Below are 20526 nucleotides of genomic sequence, written 5' to 3'. Positions count from 1 at the left end.
TCTCTCCTTTCTATACGATCATAGACGCGGCTGTTTCCCTCAGTGCGGTGAACAGAGGCGTTCCGAACATTCCTATGAGGAACAGGGCGCTGCTCATCACGATCAGAGGCACCTTCATAAGCAGCGTCGGCTCTGCACTTTTCAGGCTGCCGTAGTCATAGTCATTTCCAGGGAAAAATCCCTCAATAAAAATCGGGAACAGATATCCTGCCGTCAAAAGCGCGCTGATAAGAAGGACGGCCGGACCGAGATAAGAAATTACACCGTAAGAGCCCTCAAGCGCTCCAACGGCCAGATGCCATTTCGCAAGAAAGCCGCCGGCAGGCGGAATTCCCACAAGCGAAACAGCGGCCAGGGTAAAGCACCACATGACAACCGGCATCTCTTTACCGATTCCTCTGAGGTCATAGACCCACTTCTTCCCCGTCTTATAGATCACAGCGCCAGCGCAGAGAAACAGCGTATTCTTTGTCAATGCATGGAATACAACCTGAAGCAAAGCCCCGTAAAGTCCTTCCGGCGACAGCAGAAAAATACCGAACAAGGCGTAGGAAAGCTGGCTGACGGAAGAATAGGCCAGGCGTTTTTTCAGTTTTTTCTCCTTATATGCCAGCATGGACCCCATAAAAACCGTTATGAGAGCCATGGAAAGCAGAACTGTCTGTACCCAGCTTCCCGCCAGGAATTCTACCCCGAAGATGTAATACGCCATGCGGATGACCGCTACGATTCCCGCCTTCGTAATCAGCCCGGAAAGCACGGCGCTTCCGGGAGCCGGTGCCACCGGATGTGCCGTGGGAAGCCACGGATGAAGAGGCATAAGGCCCGCCTTTGCTCCAAATCCTGCGATGGACAGAAACGCCAGCACATGAAGAAAGTTTTCGTGGCCCGCCGCTTTTTCCGCCTCCAGCACGCCGCCCAGAGCGAAGTTCATATCCGATGTATAGTGGCTCAGGAAAAAGAAGGATCCCAGCGCAAGGGAGGCTCCGAACATGGAATAGGCCAGGTAGACCATACCCGCCCTGATCGCCTGTTTTTTTCTGGAATGAAATACAAGGGGAACACTGGCTAAGGTCATCAGCTCAAAAAATGTATACAGCGTTACGAAATTTGCCGCACAGGCCACCCCGATCAGCGCACCGGATGACATGAGAAAACATCCGAACAACCGGTACTCTTCCTCTTCATGGAGCATGTATTCGAATGAAAATACGGCCGCCAGCAGCCAGACCGATGGAACGAGAACAGCCATTAAAAGACCCAGCCCGTCCAGGCGGAGGCGAATCTCCAGACCCTGGCACAGCTGCCAGATTCCGGCCGTCTTTCCAAAGGCTGCCATTCCGGCCAGCGCCACAAATAAGATTTCCGTTCCAAATGCGAGGAACGAAAGGCAGCGCACCGCCCGCCTTCCCGGTTTTACGGCCCAGATCAGCGCTCCGGACGTTATCGGGAATACGACCGGAAGCAGCAAATACAGAATATCTCCCATAATTCCTCCTCTATCCGAATTGAAGCAGGCCGTCTCCGATAATCTGGATAATCGGCTCATAACATGTTCCCAGAAATACATTGGCTGCTATAAAAACGGCCATAGCCCCATAGAAGGGCATTCCAGCGTGATAAAACGGCTTTTTTACCGCGTGGTCGTGCTCATTGATCTCAGTCCCCACATCACCTGCGGAAAAGACAATCATCATGAGCGGGATGTAATACATGGCGTTCAAAACCGTACTGACTGCCAGCGCTCCCAGGGTGACGATGGATTTTTCCGAACCGAACGAAGCCATTGCGAATGTGATCTTGGAGATGAATCCTGAGAAAAAAGGAATGCCGATCATCGCCATACCGCCCACGATAATGCCGAGACCTGCGGCAGGATTCTGTCTTCCTACTCCTCTCATGCTGCTGATTTCCGGTTTATGGCCGTTCGCATCCATCAGGCTTCCCGCCGCTGTAAACAGCATGGGCTTTGTAGCCGCATGGGAAATGATGTGAAAGGCTGCAGCCGTATATCCTGCGATATTTCCCATACCGATTCCCATGAATATGTAGCCGATCTGAGAGATCGACGAGTAAGCAATTACTCTCTTTATCGTCTGCTGCTGCAGCGCCTTTACAGACGCCATGACCATTGCAAACGCCCCAAAAACAAAGAGTACATCGTCCATGTGAAAGAGAACTACCGTATCCAGTCCGAATACGCGGAAAAATATTTTGAGCAGAAGAATGATGTAGCCCTTCAGAACGAGTCCGGAAAGGACTGCGCTGGACGCCGACGTGGCGCTTCCATGGGCTCCCGGCAGCCAGGAGCTGAACGGATATAATGCGCTCTTCACCGCCAGGCCCACAGTTATCATGGCCAGCCCCATTTTAAGCGGCAGCACGTCTCTCCCAGAGGATACGATGGTTTCGATCGAGGCCTTCATCGGTACCATTAAAAGATGGCCCGTCTGGCTGTACAGGATGGCTATGGCAATGAGAATCAGGCCGCTGCCCAAAAGGCTCATGATCATGTACCGGATCGTGGCCAGAATCGTTTCCCCGTTCTCCTTTGCCATCACGATCGCGCATGCGGAAATCGTGTTGATTTCTATAAATACATATGCGGTAAACAGATCGTTGGTATAGATCAGAGCCAGAAGCGAGCAGAACAGCAGATTCATCATAACGTAATACAGAGGCGCCTTCTCCGGTCTGATATCCGTTTTCAGCGAACGCAGATTGCCTATGACAGAAAGCAGCATGACGATGGAAAATACAGAGGCCATAAGTGCTTCAAACGCTCCCGCCCTCACTTCATTCCCCCATGGGGCCGGAAAATGGCCCATGATGAACGTAAAAGAATAACCGCTGATCGTTTCGTACAGAAGGACGAATGACAGAATCCCCACCGCCGCAATCAGAGCAATGTGCAGCCGTCTCGCCCGCTTTTCGTTATTCAGCAAAGGCGTCACCACGCCTCCGATCATCATCAGAAACAGGCTGATAAAGGGAATGTTGTCTGCAAAATGAATCATGACAGCACCTCCCCTTAATCCTTGAACAGCATGTCATCCAGATTGACCGTGCCGTAATAATTGTAAAATTTCTGGATCAGAGCCAGCAAAATGGCCGAAACGCTGACCGAAACTACGATTCCGGTGAGCACAAGCCCGCCCGGCAGGGGATTGACAAACCTGTCTGCCAAAGCAGGTTCTCCAGGAACGGCAATGGGCACTCCCCTTCCTGCAATATATCCCTTTGCTGCCAGAAAAAGGTAAACGGACGTATCCATGATATTGAGTCCCATGACCTTTTTAATCAGATTTCTCTGCAGAAGCAGCATGGCAAAGCCGATGCTGAACAGGATTACAGAGGCCGATTCATAATAATTTGTAAAAAGCATTTCTATTCTCACGGCTACACCTCCCCTTCCCGGAACAGAGAATAAAAGCAGTATACCGTACCGGCTACCACCAGTCCGACACAGATATTCAGAATGAGAATCAGGCCGCCGCTGAAAATGGCTCCCGGCCTGCCCAGGGGAATCCCTGATTCCAGGTGATTCCCGCCGCAGAAAAAGGAATACCCTTTGGAAATACCGTAGATGAGCAGCGCGCCGCTGCTGATATATGTAAAGGTTCGGAAGCTGAAAAAGCGGTGTATCCTTTCATATCCAAAAGCATTGGCATATAAAATCAGGCCTGCTCCTATCACTGTTCCACCTGAAAATCCTCCTCCCGGGGAAAGATGCCCGTTCAGAATCACATAGATGCCAAAGAGCAGGATGAACGGGATCAAGATGACAGACACCTGTTTCAAAATCATGTCCCCACCGCCCCCGCACAGCGGCTCTTCTTTTTTTCCTGCCCGGTCTTCCTTTTTTTCACCGGTTCTCAAAAGTGTCACAACGCTGATAACAGAAAGGAACAGAACTACGGATTCTCCAAAGGTATCGAACGCCCTGTAATCCAGGATGACACCTGTTACGATGTTCGTAGCCCCCGTCTCATCAAGCCCCTTCGAAAGATACCGTTCTACAACCTCATTGTTGGACGGGTTGTCCGCCCTGCCGAATTCCGGAAGGTGGGATACGACGAGCAGCAGCATGCACATGCAGGCCAGGCAGATCAGCCTGGTGGCTATCCTGTAGACCCGTGTAAACACAGGCACGCCGTGAAGGACAACGTATCCTTCCGCACGGTGTTTCAGACGCTTGCCCGTCCTCCTTTTCTTCGATTCTTCAAAATATATCCCATCTTCCTTAAATTCCTCCGGATCGAAGGGATCCCCGTTTTCCACCCAGTTTACAAAGGTCCTGTAAAAATGACGGTACTTATCGGAATCCATACTACTCCCCCTTTAACGCTCCAATTTTCTTCAGTGTCACAAAGATCAGTATCCCCGTGATTCCCGCTCCTACGGCTGCTTCCGTGATCGCCAGGTCAGGCGACTGAAGGAGGGCCCAGATGATGCTCATAATCAGACTGTATGCCATAAAAATAATCGCAGCCACGAAAAGGTTTTTGCTTCTCAGTACGCAGAACGCACATATGATTAGAAATACCAGCAGTATAATCTCAAATATCTTCACGGTATATCACCTCGCATTCCTTTTCGATCTCTTCATTGCTGTCCATCTCCGCTTCTGCGATCATATGAGAAGCCACAGGGCTTGTCAGCCAGACAAAAATAATAATAAGGGCAATTTTCCCCGTCTCCATATTCCATCCGTTTGATATCATCAGTCCGGTCAGGATGAGAAGGCAGCCCAGCGTATCGCACTTGGCCGCGACGTGCATACGGTTCAGCACATAACGGAACCGGAATATGCCGAATGTAGCCACGCACAGCACAAACGTTCCAAGCACCATTAAAACGCTTCCGATTAAGTATGTCATACGTTTTCTCCTCCTTCTTTCATTACCGGCTTATCCTCTTTTGCCGTCTTTTTCTTTTTTCCGCTCTCCGCCAGAAGCCTGGTCAGCGCGACTACGGTCAGGAAACTGATCAGTGCGTAGATCAGGCAGATATCCACCAGAAAACTTTCTTCAAAATATTTGATCAGGAGCGCGATCATAAGTACCGTTTTGGTGCTCACCATATTGACAGCCACCAGCCTGTCGGAAAACCTGGGCCCCATCGCAGCCCGGATCAGACAGAAAATCATGTTGATGCTGATGATAGTCATAATAATAATCAGAATCATATGAAATGTTTCCCTGCTCATTCTTTTCCGCCTGCCTCCTCTTTCTTCTCTATTATCACGCCGGAGCCTGAAGCCTTCAGCGCCGTATCTTCGATCTGATGAAGGATACGAATCATATGCCAGATGGGAAGGCTCTCCGCCATCTCTCTCTTCAACGCGTGAATGCACAGCATGTCCTCCACAATGGAGACGGTAATCGTACCTGGTGTAAGTGTAATCGTATTGGCCAGCGCCGTTCTGGCTCCTGCCGTCTTCAGGTCCGTCTTAAAATAAAAAATAACGGGATCAATGTTCATTCTGGGGGAGAGCACAATCCTGATCACTTCCACGTTTGCCTTCACTACTTCCCAGACAGCAATCCCCGCATATTTCATAATCAGCGGTATCACTTTAAAAATGGCCCTGTCGTAGTCCATGCGGTATCCGAGAAACCGGCAGCAGAACCAGTAGACGGCGCCTGAAACAGGTATTCCCAATATCAGTATTTCCGGCGTCAGCTTCCATTCAACAATACAAAGATCAAATATAAGACTGCAAACAACTCCTCTTCCCCCTGCTCTTTAACATTTTTTTAACACAATGGATAAAAAATCCCTTCTGTAGAAAAAAAGGACTGATCTCTGCTTTTATGCAGGCATCCCGCCCTTTTTCATTTTCTTTCAGAATTCCTGAGCCGGCTGCAGCCAGTTTTCCGCATTTCTGCAGCCGGCTCAGGAATTCTGTTCAATAAAAAGGACCGTATTGATTTTGTGCAAGCACAATGCTCAATTCCAGTCCTCTTTTTCTGCATGTCTCATTGCTCACTTGGTTATTATACCTTATCTGACATGAAGAATCAATTAATCTATTTTTTCACATTTTCGAAAAATCCTGTTAATTCCTGTAGGGTGAAATTCCATTCCCTTTACCGTTTTTCTGACCATATACGCATTTGCCTTCTGGCAGACAGGAAAAATCACAGCCTGCTCCATAACTATTTTCTCAGCCTCTTTTAAGGTATTCCACCGCTTTCCCTCTTCTCCGTGAAGATAGCCTTTATTTGCATACCGGATCATGGCATCATATTCTGCATCGGACCAGGAGCCATAATTATACGGGGAATCCGTCGTCCACATTTCCAAAAATGCCGTTGGGTCCGCGTAGTCCCCTCCCCATCTCACAAGTCCCAGTTCATAGTCCCCATCCTTCATTCTGGAGAGCCTGACCTTTTTCGGCACCCTCTCGATACGGATCATCATACCAGGGAGCGTTTTCTCGACCTGATTCTGAAAAAACTGTGCGATGAGAGAGGCTGCTTCCGTATCTTCTACCAGCAGTGTATAAGAGATCGTATCACCTTCGCCCAATCCCAGCTCCTCTCTGGCCTGTTTCCAGTATTCTGCCGCAGCTGTCCTGTCGTACTCCAGATAAACCGTGCCGTCATCCCGCATATCCGCACCGTCCGGCCCCTTTCCCAATCCTCTCGGCACCGCAAAACCGGCAGGTACTGAGCCGTCTTTCATGATCCGCTCCGTGACCGCCTCTTTATCAAAGCTGACGGCCAGCGCCTTCCTTATCTTTTCATTTTCCAGCCCTTTCGCCTTCTGGTTAGGAGAAATATACCACAGGGAACCGAGAAAGAAGGAATGAAATTCCGGATCGATTTTCAACTGGTCTGCCTGTTCTCCGTTTAACGGAGCCACATCCAGATCGCCGTTCTGATAAGACAGAAGCGCCTGCTGAGAGTCTTTTATTACCTGATAGTGGATTTTTTCTACCTTCCCTTCTTCCCCCTTATAATATGGATTTTTTACAAGAGAAAATGAAACTGCCGACGGGTTGTATTGTTCCATCATAAAAGGGCCGTTGGTAAGAAGCCGTTCAGGCGTCATTGCATATTCATTTCCGCATGCTTCAACAAACGCTTCCTTCGCCGGAAAAAACAGCGGAAACGCCAGCATCGATTGAAAATACGGCACAGGCCTGTCCAGGGTAATCTCCAGCACCTTCTCGTCTACCGCCCGGATTCCAAGTTCATGTAAGGGCAGTTCCCCCCTCGAAACGGCTTTCGCGTTGGCGATTCCTGCAATGTCCAGAAGATATGCGTTTTCATTCGCTAGCGCCGGATCCGCCGCTCTGTGAAAGCCGTACACGAAGTCATCTGCTGTAACAGGGCTTCCATCTGACCAGCAGGCTTCTTTCAGATAAAATGTATGTACCAGTCCGTCGTCAGATACCTCTTCTCTCTCCGCCATGGCAGGAACGGCAGTTTCATCTTTGTCTATGGCATATAGCCCTTCCATAATACTCCCGATCACCTCCAGAGAAGCGCTGTCGACCGCCGCCTGGGCATCCAGCGTTGAAACCTCCGCATCCAGCGAAAGCTTCAAAACCGGCTCACTCTCTGACGGCTTCCGGCATGAAACGAGAAACATACCGCATAAAACCATTATTAAAAATGAAATCATTTTTTGTCTCATTCCAGATTCCTTCCTCAGTTCCATCACGGTTCCATCCGCTCCTTTTTCCGTTCGTACCCATGAGCTGCATTCAGGAGCATTCTCGTATATTCATGGGACGGATGCTCAAAAATTTCCTCTGTCCGCCCTTCCTCAACGATCTTACCGCTGCACATGACCCCGATTCGGCCGCATATTCGGCGGACCACATTCAAATCATGGGAAATAAAGAGCATGGCCATTCCCGTCCGCTCCTGTATCTCCTTTAATAGGCCTGCCACCTGAAACTGCACCAGCGGGTCCAGAGCGCTCACTGCCTCATCTACAATCACAAGCCTGGGATTTCCTATGATCGTCCTGGCAATCCCCACCCTCTGGCGCTGGCCGCCGGACAGCTGGTGTGGATAGCGGTATAGGATTTCATCAGAAAGCCCCACAGCTTCCAGCGTTTGGCTGACACGTCTCTCCCTCTCTTCGTTATTCATTTTCCCGGGAAGGATGTCCAGCGCCTGAGCCACAATATCAATGATACGTCTCGCCGGATTCAGGCAGGCGGCCGGATCCTGAAAGATCATCTGAACCTGGCTGTAAAGCTCCCGCTTTTTATTCATGGTAAGCCGTCCGGAATAATCTTTTCCATCAAACAGGATCGTTCCCTTTACCGGCTCATGGATATGCATGATAATACGGCCTATCGTCGATTTACCCGCTCCGGACTGTCCTACGAGCCCGTATATCTCTCCCGGCCAAATGCGGAAACTGACGCCGTCCACAGCCTTCACCCCACCGCCTTTTTTTCCTCCGAAATACTGCTGCAGGCCGTCTACCTCCAGAAGAGGACTGCCCGATGCGGCTTCCCGCAGTTTCAATTTTGGCGCCTCTCTGATTTCTCCTGCGGCGGCCAGAAGTTTTTTCGTATACGCATGCTTTGGATTTTTAAACAAACGAGACGGCGCGCCGCTTTCCACAATTTTTCCGTCGTACATGACTTCTACATAATCGGCGTTTCTGGCTGCCAGATCCAGGTCATGGGTCACATAAATGACGGCCATTTCGCGTTTTCTCCGCTCCTGCTCCACCAGTTCAAAGACCTGCCGCCTTGTCATGGAGTCCAGAGATGATGAGAGTTCGTCACATATGAGCAGGTCCGGTTTGGGAATCATGGCGAGAAGCATGGCGATTCTCTGCCTCATACCGCCGGACAGCTGGTGTGGATAAGAGGCCAGAATGCGTCCGCTGCCATCCATACCGGCCTCTTCCACCAAATGCGCCGCCTCTTCCAATGCAGCTTTTTTACCTATTTTTCTGCCAAGGCGGAGCCCTTCTGTCAGTTGGCTTCCAATGGTCATGGTCGGATTCAGACAGACAGCCGGATCCTGAAACAGCATAACAATTCTGTGGCCATAGACTCTCTTTCTCCGTTCTTTCTTTCCCATATGAAGAATATCTTCCATGCCCTTATCTTGGCCGAAATCGAAAAGTATCGTTCCTTCTGCAACAGTTCCCGTTCCGGAAAGGCCCATGCATGCCCGCATAAGGGATGTCTTTCCAGAGCCGGATTCTCCCACAATCGCAACAGCCTCTCCCTTTTTCACAAAGAAATCGGCACTCCGTACCGCCTCTGTCTCCCCGGCGCCCGACGGAAAACGAACGGTCAGATTCTGTACGGCCAGGAGCACGTCCTCTTTCAGCCGATTATTCAATTTCCATTTCTCGTCAAACTGTTTTTCCAACTGCCTTACTCCTTCTGCTGTTCTACTGCTGTCCTATCCTTCTCTGTTCTTTCTGTCCGCCATATCCCTGAGCCCGTCCGCCGTCAGATTAAAGCCCATCATAACGGCAATCAATACAAAAGCGGGTGGAACGATCATATACGGATGGATGGTAAAAACCTGAAATCCCTCGCTGATCAAGGTTCCCAGCGAAGCATAAGGCGCCGGTATGCCGAGGCCTATAAAGGCCAGAAAAGCCTCTGTAAAAATGGCATTCGGAACGGACAGAAACGTCGTTACCAGGATCGGACCTGTCATATTGGGAAGAATTTCTCTGAAAAGCAGGCGTAGATGACCGGCGCCCTGCGTTCTGGCCGCTATGATGTACTCCCGTTCCTTCAGCTCCAGCACTTTAGCCCTCGCTACGCGGTTCATTCCAATCCAGCCGGTAACCGCTATGGAAAGGGCAATTGCCAGAAATCCCGGACGGAGAACGAGAATCAGCAGCGTAGCGATCACAAGGCTGGGAATTCCGCTTATAATTTCCGTCAGGCGCTGCATGATAAAATCCACGCGGCCGCCGAAATAACCGCTGACCATTCCATAGACCACTCCGGCCGCCATATCTGCTGCAACAGCCAGTAATGCGATCAGCAGCGATATTCCTGTTCCCATCCATGTTCTGGTAAAAATATCGCGGCCCAGAACATCGCTTCCAAACCAGTAATACGTATCACCCAGGCCGTTTTCCTCATATCGGTTTCGCTGCTTTCGTCCTTCCGATGTCACGACCGTCTCCGTTCCGTCAAATATCCCCAGCCGTTCCAATCCCGGAATTCTGGGAGCCAAATTCTGTTCTTCTATCCTCTGGTCGTCAAACGTATACCCGCTCACAGCCGGTCCCGCCGCTGCCAGGCACAGGACAGCCGCTAGAATCCACAGCCCGGCCGCTGTTTTCCTATTTAATTTTCTTCTGAATCTGCCTTTGCCTTCCGTCTTTCCTTTCATCATGTTCTGCCTCTCCCTGTCTGCCTTTCTCCTGTAATCCTGATCCTTGGATCCAGAAGTTCATAGAGGAGATCCGCAGCCAGCATAACGGCAATGTAGACCGCACTGTATACGAAAGCCAGGCCCGCCACCACATTATAATCATTTGCCTGAATAGCCGTCACCATCAGGCTGCCTGCTCCCGGAATGGAAAATATCTTCTCCACCGCCAGTGAACCTGTCATGACTGCCGCCGTCATCGGTGCCAGTACGGCAATGACAGGAATCAGCGCATTTCTCATTCCGTGTACAAAAATCAGGCGGCCTCCCGGCAGCCCCCTGTTCTCAGCAAACATCATATAGTCGGATTCCAGCACTTCGATCATCTCAGCTCTCATGACCCGTGCTGCCGCAGCCATCATGAACACCCCCAAGGCCAGAGCCGGAAGAACGGATGACCAGCCGGCTGCCTCCGCCTTATAGAGCAGAGGAAACCATTTCAGCCGAAATCCAAAGGTATAGGAAAGCGCTAACGCCAGCACATAAGATGGGAGACTGACACCGATCACGGCTATGGCTCCCGCAATCAGATCAGCCGCCCTGTTTTTCTTTACGGCTGCCGCCATGCCAAGCAGAATCCCCGCCGCCCCGCCGGTCAAAATGGAAAGACCGCCGATTTTCAGAGACACAGGAAGGCGTTCCGCCAGCAGAACATCAACCGGCATATTTTTAGCCACAGAATACGATATCCCCAGGTCTCCCCTAAGCATGCGTCCCGCATATGTAAAAAATCTCACAAAAAACGGACGGTCCAGTCCATACCTCACATTCAGTATTTCCAGCTGGGCCGCCGTCAGTTTCTCATCATTAAAAGGTGAACCGGGAAGAAGGTCCATAAGCAGAAAGAGAATGAATAAAACAGCAAGCAGCGATGCGCCTGCAATCAGTATCCTCTTTGCAATATATCGTCCCATTAATTTGTCACCACGCTTTTCTTCCGTCATTTCTCATTTCTACCAATGCCTCTTAACCTTGCGGCTTATACCTGGAAGCAGCTTCCCCCGATAAATTCCCGCATCAGGGAATTTTGAGGAATGAGGCCGCTGTCGATACCCAGGAAGTAGTCCAGGAACTTGAGAAGACGCTTGGCCTCTACATATTCTTCACAGCCTTTCTCGATCTGGAACAGCAGCGGTTCTGCAAAGATTTTCAGCACAGCCGCTTCGTAGACGAGCGCCGAATTGAACATGACATCTGCCTCTTCCTGGAACGGAAAGATATTGGATTCTTCGCCTTTTCTGACGGAAGTCCACATCCGAATCGTATCTTTCGCGCTGTTTCCTCTCGTTCTGGCGTCTCTCACAATCCTTCTTAAAAGGCGTCCGTCCGTAGTAGGATCCTGTTGTGCTCATCGATGTTCAGCTGGTTCAACGCACTGATGTATATTTTGAATTTATTATCCTTTGACAGGGCATAGGAAAGTCTGTCGTTCAGACAGTGGATCCCCTCCATAACCAGGATATCCGATTCCCCCATTGTGAGGAAATCTCCCTTGTATTCCCGTTTTCCCTTTTTAAAGTCAAACCGCGGGATCTCCACCGTTCTGCCGTTTAAAAGGTCATTCATATCCTGATTAAGCTGCTCCACGTCAATACATTCCAAAGCCTCAAAATTGTAATTTCCATTTTCGTCCCTCGGACTGTTTTCTCTGTCCACAAAGTAGTCATCCACCGATATGGCGTGAGGCGTCAGGCCCTGCGCCCGCAGCTGGATGGACAGCCTTTTGGAAAATGTCGTTTTGCCCGACGAAGACGGTCCTGCAATCATCACGAACTTTTTATCGGGCTGGGAGACGATTTTGCCTGCAATATCGGCAATTTTCTTCTCCTGAAGGGCCTCCTGAATCAGAATCAGCTCACGGCTGTTTCCTCTGCTGATCTCCTCGTTCAGCCGCCCGACATAAGCCACGCCCATCCGTTCTCCCCACTCATCGGATTCCTTAAGAATCGAAAAGAGTTTATCCTTAGGCTCAAATTTCGGCAGTTCATCCGAAGATCCGTACATGGGAATCATGAGCACAAAGCCCTTTTTATAGAGGATCAGGTCAAAATTCTTTAAATACCCCGTATCCGGCACCATATAACCGTAAAAATAATCCTCGTATCCTTCCAGGCTGTAGATGTTGACGCGTGAAACTCGGCGGTAATTAAAGAGTTTTTCCTTGTCATGCATTCCATATTTCTTAAACAGGGCAATCGCATCGTCCGTATTCACACTTCTCTTTTTGATCGGAATCTTCTTTTGGACCAGTTCTTCCATCCGCAGCTTCACCTGCTGAAGCATTGACTCATCCAGTGCGAATTTTCCCGCCGCCTCTCCATACAGGCCGCTCCCAAGCGTAAATTCCAGAGTGATCTTATCAATATTTTCCGATCCGGCCACATCGTGAAATGCTTTCAGCAAAAGCAGGATCGTGCTCCTCTGATATGTCTGGACCCCAGGCTTATCCTGCTTCGTAAGGAATGTGATATTACTACCATCCTTCATTTTTTTCCAGAGTTCACGCAGTTTTCCATCCACGGATGCCAGTAGAATATCATCTTCATATCTGTCCTGAAATTCCCTTGCCGCTTCCAGAAGCGCGGCACCTTCTTCATACGTCCTCGGTTCTCCATTCACCGTTACTGATATCATACGGTCAGAAATCCTCCTTTTCTCAATTGTCAGCTTTGCTGCACCTGCCTGCTGCTATCCCGGTTCCATTTAAATCCCTCTGCCTATGCGAAACTTACAGGAAAATGAACTGGCATTTCGGTCACCTCTGCTTCGTCCTTTAAATGCTCCTTCAGATACCCTGCCATAAAACCAATAAATATATATTCCAGTCCATAATGGCCTGCATCGATAACAGCCATATTCCTGGCCGCCGCGTCGATCCCCTGATGATGGCTGATATCTCCTGTCACCAGGATTTCCGCCCCCTTAGCCAGACTGACTTCGATTTCGCTTCCACCGGATCCCGGGCAGACGGCAATTTTCTCCGCCTTTCCTTTTCCCTCATCCAGTCCATAAACCGTCACAAAATTCAGCCCGAACTTTTCCTTCACATATTCTGCCGCTTCCCTTACCGTCATCTTCTCCGGAAGCAGTCCAAATTTGCCTATGCCATAGGGCACTTCTCCGTCCGCCGTCCTCATCAGGCCCATCTCCTCCAGAGGCTGCGTCTCCTTCATCCCCAGCAGACCGGCCGCCAGATCGGCCATACACCCCGGCGCGCTGTCAAAGTTCGTATGCATGGCATAATAGGAAATGTCGTTCCTGATCAGCTTCAGGATCCTTCTTGTAATAAAGTCCTGATCGTTGATCTTCTTTACCGGGCGGAAAAGAAGCGGATGGTGTGTAAGCAGCAAATCCACTTTCTCCTCCGCCGCTTTCTCAACTACTTCATCCGTGGCGTCCAGTGCCACAAGGATTTTCTTTACTTCCTTATCGCTGCGCCCTGCAAGCAGGCCGGGATTATCCCATTCGCATGCACATGATACCGGCGCCAGCTCCTCTAAAATGGTTATAATTTCACTGCATTTCATCCTGTGCCTCCTTTATGCGCTTCAGTTCTTCTTCCAGGCTTCGGATACGCAGAACCGCTCTTTCCGTCATCTGTGCACCGCCGCTTTGGAGCTCTTCGAGCAATTTTTCTTTTTGGCCGCGTTCCCATTCCAGATACCCGGAAAGAACCTGGTTCCTGTCCTGAATCAGACATTTTCCATAAAAGTCGTAGATCGTCTTTTCTCCCGTACAGTTCCGGAGAGCCTCCGCCCTCCTGCCTGCCGCCATTACGGTATAGTACTTCCCCTCGTCCAGAATCATCGTCTCTTTTTCGATTGGAAATCCATTCTCCCTAAGATAAATTCTCACCTTATGTAGATCGGACTGGGGGGAGAGAATCCATCTCTTCACGGTCGGCCACATATGGCGCCCCTCTGAGAGAATTCTTATCATCAATTCTCCGCCCATTCCGGCAATAACCGCCGTATCGGCCTCGCCAGGCCGAAGTTCTCTCAGGCCGTCGCTCAGACGCGTTTCAATTACGTTCTTCAGACCATGGGAACGTATATGTTCTTCTGCCCTCTCGAGAGGCCCCGTTCTCACATCCATGGCTACTGCATGGGTAATTTTTCCCTGTTCTGCCAGATAGATCGGGATATAACCGTGATCCGTCCCGATATCAGCAACAATGCTCCCTTCTGGTACGAAGGAAGCAACTGTTTTTAAACGATATGATAAATTCATCCTGTTCTCCGCTCCGGTTTTCCCGCTTATCCTCTGTAATTAATCCAGATAATCCTTCAGCTTTTTGCTGCGGCTTGGATGGCGCAGTTTTCTCAGCGCCTTCGCCTCGATCTGCCGGATTCGTTCACGTGTGACATTGAATTCCCTGCCCACTTCCTCCAGCGTTCTCGGCCTTCCGTCAATCAGTCCGAAACGCAGCTTCAACACCTTCTGTTCCCTCTCTGTCAGCGTATCCAGCACTTCCATCAGCTGTTCATGGAGCAGCGTAAATGTAGCTGCATCCGCCGGCACTGCTACGTGCTCGTCCTGAATAAAGTCGCCCAGATGGCTGTCCTCTTCCTCTCCGATCGGCGTCTCCAAAGATACCGGTTCTTGAGATATCTTGAGAATTTCTCCTACGCGTTCCACCGGCAGGTCCATCCTCTGCGCGATCTCTTCGGAAGACGGTTCCCGGCCCAGCTCCTGAAGAAGCTGCCTGGACACGCGGATCAGACGGTTAATCGTCTCTACCATATGAACCGGAATACGGATCGTTCTGGCCTGATCGGCAATCGACCTCGTAATTGCCTGACGAATCCACCATGTTGCATATGTGCTGAACTTATACCCCTTTGTGTAATCAAATTTTTCCACCGCTTTAATCAGACCAAGATTTCCCTCCTGAATCAGATCCAGAAACTGCATTCCACGGCCTACATAACGCTTTGCAATGCTGACTACCAGCCTTAGATTTGCTTCTGCCAGCCTCTGTTTCGCTTCTTCATCCCCCAGTTCCACCCGCTTTGCCAGTTCAATCTCCTCTTCCGTAGAAAGAAGCGGAACCTTTCCAATTTCTTTCAGATACATCCTTACAGGGTCTTCCATGCTGACGCCTTCCGGCACGGAAAGGTCGATATGTTCAATATCGATATCCTCTTCCTCCTCCAGCTCTTCTTCCAGAAACAGATCCGGATCGATATCTTCTTCGTCCGGGCGCAGGATATCCACCCCGTTGTTTTCCAGGAAATCATATATCTTATCCGTTTTCTCACTGTCCAGGTTGTCATCTTTAAAGAAATCCAGGACTTCCTGGCTCTCTAAAATATTTTTCTTTTTCTTCGCTTCAGCAAGAAGACTTTTTAATTTTCCTTCTAATTCTGTATCTCTTTCCATGATATATTCCACCCCTTCCACTGCTGCCTAATAGTGTTTCCTCTAATCCAGGGAAATATGCAGTGTTTTAAGCGCCGCCTGCGCCTCAATGATTTTCTGCAGCTCCGCGATGTCCCTGACATTTCTGCTCAAATGATCCAGGCTGTTCTTTCTCACCTTCAGGACCGTTTCCGAAAAAGCCTTCTTCTGTTCTTCATTATCCAGAGATTCATTCAGGCTGGCATTGAATAATGCCGCTGCCTCCCTGTATTCATCCTCATCGTTAATAAAATGGTTTAAAATGCCCGCCGGATTCAGATTTCCGGCTGCATGGCCTGCAAACACCATCGCGGCCACCTTGTGGTAAAGCGGCTCCAAAAAATCATTCTCAGTAATTACCCCCTCTATTTTATCAAAGAGTACCGGATTTTCAATCAGCCATGTAAGGAGCAGCCTCTGAGACTTTCTGATGCCATCCTCCTTATCCTTCCTTCTGCCTCCCGGCTCCCTCGTTTTTACCTCCTCTTTTCCGGCAGCTGCCGCTCCTGCTCCTGTTCCCAGTCTGCTGCCGAGGCTGTTGACCAGCCGTCTTAAATCTTCGTACCGTATAAAGTACTCTCTTGCTGCTGCCTGTATGTAATTATCCCGTTCCAGGGGCTCTTCAAATTCCAAAAGTTTTCTCGCAAGCGCATTATGGAACGCCGTCTCCTGTTCCGGGTCATTCCTGTCATAATTTTTTCTCATGACATCGATCTCGAAATAAAAGCTGTTTCTGGCGGCCTCAATCCGCTTTCTGAACTCATCCGCCCCCAGATTCTTCATGAATTCATCAGGATCCTTATACGGCTCCATACTGAGTACCTTTGCAGAAATGCCCACTTCCTTGAGAATCGGAATCGCCCGCAGAGCCGCCCTTATTCCGGCGTCGTCGCTGTCATATGTCAGGATCACCCTGTCCGTATATCGCTTTAAAAGCACTGCATGCTGAGAAGTCAGCGCCGTTCCAAGCGAAGCCACAGCATTTGTAAAACCGGCCTGATGCATGGATATCACATCCATATATCCTTCACAGACCAGAATCTGTTTTTCTCTCGATGTTCTGGCGTAATTCAGGCCGTAAAGATTTCTACCTTTATCGAAAATCCTGGTCTCAGGCGAGTTCAGATATTTCGGCATACCGTCTCCCATGACACGTCCGCCGAAGCCGATCACCCGGTTGTTCACATCCATAATCGGAAACATGACTCTGTTCCAGAACTTGTCCCTGCCGCCACGTTCCTCTATGGTGACAAGGCCTGTCTCCTTTAAAACCGCGTCGTCGTAACCTTTTGATTTCAGATACTGATACAGGTCGTTGCTCGTTTTATTCGCATATCCAAGGCCGAACCGCTTCATCGTCTCCTCGCTCAGCTGCCTGTCCGCCAGATATCGGTAGCCGCTTCACCCTGAGGCTGCCTCAGCTGGTAGTAAAAATAATTAGCCGCCAGCTATTGATTTCCAGAAGCGTCTGGCGCAGATCATCCCTGGCTCTCGCCTCTTTGGAATTATCGTCTTTCGGCAGTTCAATTCCCGCCCTGTCGGCCAGCATCCTTAATGCTTCACTGAAGGTATAATTCTCATATTCCATAATAAATGTAATCACGTTGCCCCCTGCTCCGCAGCCAAAACAGTAATACATCTGCTTTGACGGCGAAACGGAAAACGACGGTGACTTTTCATTGTGGAACGGACAGAGGCCAAAATAATTGCTTCCTTTCTTCTGAAGCCTTACATAACCAGAAATCACGTCCACGATGTCATTCCTCATTCTCACTTCTTCTACAAGTTCTTCTGGATAATACATGACTTCCTCCGCCGTTTAAACTTTCCATGCCTTCGGCACGAACAGCTCTTCAAACGTATCAATTGCGTAGCTGTCGCTCATGCCTGCAATATAATCGCAGACCACGCGTGTTTTCTTCTCCCCCATCTCTTCCATCAGATAATGGTACTCAGGAGGGAGTTCTTCCACATGATCCATATAGTGTTGATACAATGCTACAATCAGCTTCTGGGCTTTACCTTCCTCAGCCTTGGCCTTGGGATTTTTATAAACATGGTCAAACATCCATGTTCTCAGCCCCTGCATCGTCTCCTCCATGCCCGGTGACATTGCGATAAACGGGTGATCCTGGCTGTTCCCGATAATATCGTGAATCATGGTATTCAGCCTCTCCCGGACGCTGTGTCCTAAAACATCCGTATAACAGGAAGGCAGATCCTTTTCTGTAATGATCTTTCCCCGTATGGCATCATCGATGTCGTGGTTAATATATGCAATCTTGTCAGAAAGCCTGACAACGCCGCCCTCCAGGGTAGATGGATGACCGCTTGTTCTGTGATTTAAAATTCCGTCTCTGACCTCTTTCGTCAGGTTCAGGCCGCGCCCGTCCTTTTCCAGAAGCTCCACGACGCGCACGCTCTGTTTATAATGGGCGAAACCGTCCTCGCAGATATCATTCAGGATCTTCTCTCCTGAATGGCCGAACGGAGTGTGGCCAAGATCGTGGCCGAGAGCAATGGCTTCCGTCAGACTTTCGTTCAGGCGAAGCGCTTTTGCAATCGTCCTGGCGATCTGGGATACCTCCAGGGTGTGTGTAAGCCTGGTACGGTAATGATCCCCTTCCGGGTCCAGAAACACCTGTGTCTTGTGTTTCAGGCGCCTGAATGACTTGCTGTGCAGGATTCTGTCCCTGTCCCTCTGGTATTCCGGCCGGATGTCGCAGAGAGGTTCCTGTCTGTCCCTCCCTTTCGTATTTCTGCTGAGAGAGGCATAAGGACTCAGATACTGTTCTTCTAACATTTCTGCCGTTTCTCTTATGTTCAATCCGACACCGTCCTTTCTGACCACAAGGTCCGAAAAGGCCCTGTTACTATTATATGGGCCGACAACCGAAACTTATGCATATTGTATCATATTTTCTTGCTTTTTTATACTGCTTTTTCTTATTTAACCATTTTTTTACTATTTTTTCATAATTATTAGCAATTTCCCGAAATTTTGTGATTTTAATAGGGAATGCTGTCTCTCAAACACAGTGCACCATATCCCATCATTGGATTCGGCCATTCTGTAAATCCCGGAAGTTTTCTTGCTCCCCGCTGCAGAAATGCCTTTACCTTTTCGCCATAAAGATATGGGTCATGCCCCTGGATGATTCCCCATTCCATCATAAGCGCTGCACTTCCGGTCACAAATGGGGCTGCAAATGACGTTCCTGTAAATATGCCGTATCCCCCTCCGCTCCTGGGAGCTTCGATCTCGTTTCCGGGAGCCGCAATGTCCGGCTTCACCTGATTTGTCACTCTTGTAAAGCCCCTTCCGGAAAAATCGGAATAGGACTGAAAAGAAGCGTTGTACGCGCCCACGGTAAGTGCCATGGCGGCTGCCGACGGAATCGTAAGCGTCGTATCCGGTACGGACCGCAGAAAATGGGTCGCCTGGTTTAAAGTTCCTGCCGACGGAAGCCACATATCATATCTTCCTACGGTTATATTCTGAGGTTCCAAAATGAATTTCCAGTTCCCGCTCTCCACATAGTCACGTTCAGGTATAAAATCGAAGTAAATCTCCTGCGCCTGGCTGTATGGACTGGGAAAACCATAATAGATCAGAATTCTCGTATCCAGATATTCCATTCCCTGCATACCCAGGCTTTTTCTGACAGGCCCGATTCTCTGCCCGGAAGGTGTCATGAGCGTTACCGTAAACTCATCCACATACGATTTCCAAAGCTGCACCCCGAATCCCGTCTCATATGGCCCTACGATCAACTCCACTTCTTCCGTCTGCCTGACCCTCAGCATACCCATTACGTGCCCGGCGGCAGCGCCTTCATTCCCTGTTCCGATCACGATTACATTCCTTCCAAAATTGGAAATCGTATTGATATACGTTTCCAGGAGGCTGCTTCCGTCATGGGAACCATATGTATTCCCAAGGCTTACGTTTACCGCCACCGGCTTTCCGTAAAAGACAGCCCTTCGGACCACAAAATCAAGGGCCCTCATAAGGCTTGTAGTCCATGGGAATTCTCCTTCTCCTCTTCTTCCAAGTTTCACTACAAGCAGCTCACTCTCCCAGGCAACGCCGCGATACCGGCTGCTTCCTCCCGTTCCAGACGACGACCGGCCGTTTCCGGCCGCTATTCCTGCCACCGCTGTTCCATGGCCGCCTGAGTCCACCGAAGGCACCACCTGCCGGGCCTGCTGTCTGCTCCCTTCAAGAAGCGCCTCGTCGATCTCTTCTTTTGTATACACCCGGTCCTGCCCCTGATCCCAGAGTTCCAAAATTCTGCTGGTTCCGTCCGGATTGCGGAAATCATCGTGATAATAGTCAATTCCCGAATCGATAACGGCCACTAAAACGCCGCGTCCGCTTAATCCAAGCCGCCCCTGCTGGACCGAATTAATGCAGGATACCGCCTTCCCCTGGCTTACCGTGTAAAACAGAGCTTTTGGCTTTTCAATATATTCGATTTCCGTCAGCGTACTTAAATAATCAATCTCACTTTCCGGCACGGTCAGGATAGCATAGCCTCCCGTCAGTTTCTCCACCCGATTCCCCGTTCCTCCAAAAAATCTATATTTCCCGAAAAACGCACAACCAGTTCCCACTGCCTCTCTTCGGGGAAATAGCCCACGGCAAGCGCCTCCGACCGTTCCCGTTCTTCTGATCCGGCCTCCAACGACAGATTCAGTAAATTTTCTCTTTTTTGACTGTTCATGAAATACCGTCCAC

General features: G+C 49.8%; 19 protein-coding genes and 2 pseudogenes. All 21 read right to left on the bottom strand.

From position 1 onward, the window contains the following. Positions 1-10 precede the first annotated feature (10 nt). A complete protein-coding gene (locus DXA13_RS04205) occupies positions 11-1489 on the bottom strand; it encodes a proton-conducting transporter membrane subunit (RefSeq protein ID WP_118242060.1) in 1479 nt (492 codons plus the stop codon). A 10-nt stretch (positions 1490-1499) separates the two neighbouring features. Beyond that, complete coding sequence (locus tag DXA13_RS04200) at positions 1500-3017, bottom strand: proton-conducting transporter membrane subunit (protein ID WP_243008962.1); 1518 nt, start codon at positions 3015-3017, stop codon at positions 1500-1502. 14 nt (positions 3018-3031) lie between these two features. Continuing rightward, the gene (locus tag DXA13_RS04195) at positions 3032-3391 is read right to left on the bottom strand and encodes a cation:proton antiporter subunit C (protein ID WP_118242135.1); all 360 of its coding nucleotides are present in this window, start codon (positions 3389-3391) and stop codon (positions 3032-3034) included. An 8-nt stretch (positions 3392-3399) separates the two neighbouring features. Next, positions 3400-4329 carry a hydrogen gas-evolving membrane-bound hydrogenase subunit E gene (gene mbhE / locus DXA13_RS04190; protein ID WP_118242059.1) on the bottom strand — a complete coding sequence of 310 codons (930 nt, stop codon included), beginning with the start codon at positions 4327-4329 and terminating at the stop codon, positions 3400-3402. A gap of 1 nt (position 4330) precedes the next feature. After that, complete coding sequence (locus DXA13_RS04185) at positions 4331-4573, bottom strand: hydrogenase subunit MbhD domain-containing protein (RefSeq protein ID WP_118242058.1); 243 nt, start codon at positions 4571-4573, stop codon at positions 4331-4333. Further along, positions 4560-4880 (bottom strand): monovalent cation/H(+) antiporter subunit G, encoded by a 321-nt coding sequence (gene mnhG, locus DXA13_RS04180; protein ID WP_118242057.1) that lies wholly within the window; start codon positions 4878-4880, stop codon positions 4560-4562. The genes DXA13_RS04185 and mnhG overlap by 14 nt, the downstream gene beginning before the upstream one ends. Further along, entirely contained in the window at positions 4877-5209 is a 333-nt protein-coding gene (locus DXA13_RS04175) for a monovalent cation/H+ antiporter complex subunit F (protein ID WP_118242056.1), read from the bottom strand. The genes mnhG and DXA13_RS04175 overlap by 4 nt, the downstream gene beginning before the upstream one ends. Next, positions 5206-5685, bottom strand: coding sequence for a Na+/H+ antiporter subunit E (locus DXA13_RS04170; protein WP_347559697.1), 480 nt, complete (start codon positions 5683-5685; stop codon positions 5206-5208). The genes DXA13_RS04175 and DXA13_RS04170 overlap by 4 nt, the downstream gene beginning before the upstream one ends. 342 nt (positions 5686-6027) lie before the next feature. Continuing rightward, complete coding sequence (locus DXA13_RS04165; protein WP_181995521.1) at positions 6028-7647, bottom strand: peptide ABC transporter substrate-binding protein; 1620 nt, start codon at positions 7645-7647, stop codon at positions 6028-6030. A gap of 23 nt (positions 7648-7670) precedes the next feature. Continuing rightward, complete coding sequence (locus tag DXA13_RS04160) at positions 7671-9359, bottom strand: ABC transporter ATP-binding protein (RefSeq protein WP_118242054.1); 1689 nt, start codon at positions 9357-9359, stop codon at positions 7671-7673. 33 nt (positions 9360-9392) lie between these two features. Beyond that, positions 9393-10349, bottom strand: coding sequence for an ABC transporter permease (locus tag DXA13_RS04155; protein ID WP_118242053.1), 957 nt, complete (start codon positions 10347-10349; stop codon positions 9393-9395). Then, the gene (locus DXA13_RS04150) at positions 10346-11329 is read right to left on the bottom strand and encodes an ABC transporter permease (protein WP_243008960.1); all 984 of its coding nucleotides are present in this window, start codon (positions 11327-11329) and stop codon (positions 10346-10348) included. Before DXA13_RS04150 ends, DXA13_RS04155 begins: the two co-directional genes overlap by 4 nt. Before the next feature lie 35 nt (positions 11330-11364). Continuing rightward, positions 11365-11688: a hypothetical protein gene (locus DXA13_RS22770; RefSeq protein WP_347559689.1), complete on the bottom strand. Its 324-nt coding sequence runs from the start codon at positions 11686-11688 to the stop codon at positions 11365-11367. Positions 11689-11696: 8 nt separating this feature from the next. Further along, the gene (locus tag DXA13_RS04145) at positions 11697-13019 is read right to left on the bottom strand and encodes a nucleoside kinase (RefSeq protein WP_347559688.1); all 1323 of its coding nucleotides are present in this window, start codon (positions 13017-13019) and stop codon (positions 11697-11699) included. Between the two features lie 83 nt (positions 13020-13102). Next, positions 13103-13912, bottom strand: a complete 810-nt coding sequence (locus tag DXA13_RS04140; protein WP_118242052.1) for a Nif3-like dinuclear metal center hexameric protein — start codon at positions 13910-13912, stop codon at positions 13103-13105. After that, complete coding sequence (locus tag DXA13_RS04135) at positions 13899-14615, bottom strand: class I SAM-dependent methyltransferase (protein ID WP_118242051.1); 717 nt, start codon at positions 14613-14615, stop codon at positions 13899-13901. The genes DXA13_RS04140 and DXA13_RS04135 overlap by 14 nt, the downstream gene beginning before the upstream one ends. A 39-nt stretch (positions 14616-14654) precedes the next feature. Beyond that, complete coding sequence (rpoD, locus tag DXA13_RS04130; RefSeq protein WP_118242133.1) at positions 14655-15767, bottom strand: RNA polymerase sigma factor RpoD; 1113 nt, start codon at positions 15765-15767, stop codon at positions 14655-14657. A gap of 42 nt (positions 15768-15809) precedes the next feature. Next, positions 15810-17589, bottom strand: a pseudogene (dnaG, locus tag DXA13_RS04125) (DNA primase). A gap of 15 nt (positions 17590-17604) precedes the next feature. Further along, a complete protein-coding gene (locus tag DXA13_RS04120; RefSeq protein ID WP_118242132.1) occupies positions 17605-18612 on the bottom strand; it encodes a deoxyguanosinetriphosphate triphosphohydrolase in 1008 nt (335 codons plus the stop codon). A 182-nt stretch (positions 18613-18794) separates the two neighbouring features. Continuing rightward, positions 18795-19166 carry a S8 family serine peptidase gene (locus tag DXA13_RS22765; protein ID WP_347559696.1) on the bottom strand — a complete coding sequence of 124 codons (372 nt, stop codon included), beginning with the start codon at positions 19164-19166 and terminating at the stop codon, positions 18795-18797. A gap of 510 nt (positions 19167-19676) precedes the next feature. Beyond that, positions 19677-20512 (bottom strand): annotated as a pseudogene (locus DXA13_RS22760) (S8 family serine peptidase); the annotation flags it as partial. Between the last annotated feature and the right edge of the window lie 14 nt (positions 20513-20526).

It is taken from the genome of Clostridium sp. AM58-1XD (assembly GCF_003464085.1).
Taxonomy (GTDB): domain Bacteria; phylum Bacillota; class Clostridia; order Lachnospirales; family Lachnospiraceae; genus Lachnoclostridium_A.
The sequence above is the reverse complement of the archived record's forward strand: the minus strand, read 5'-3'. Positions and strand labels throughout refer to the sequence as shown.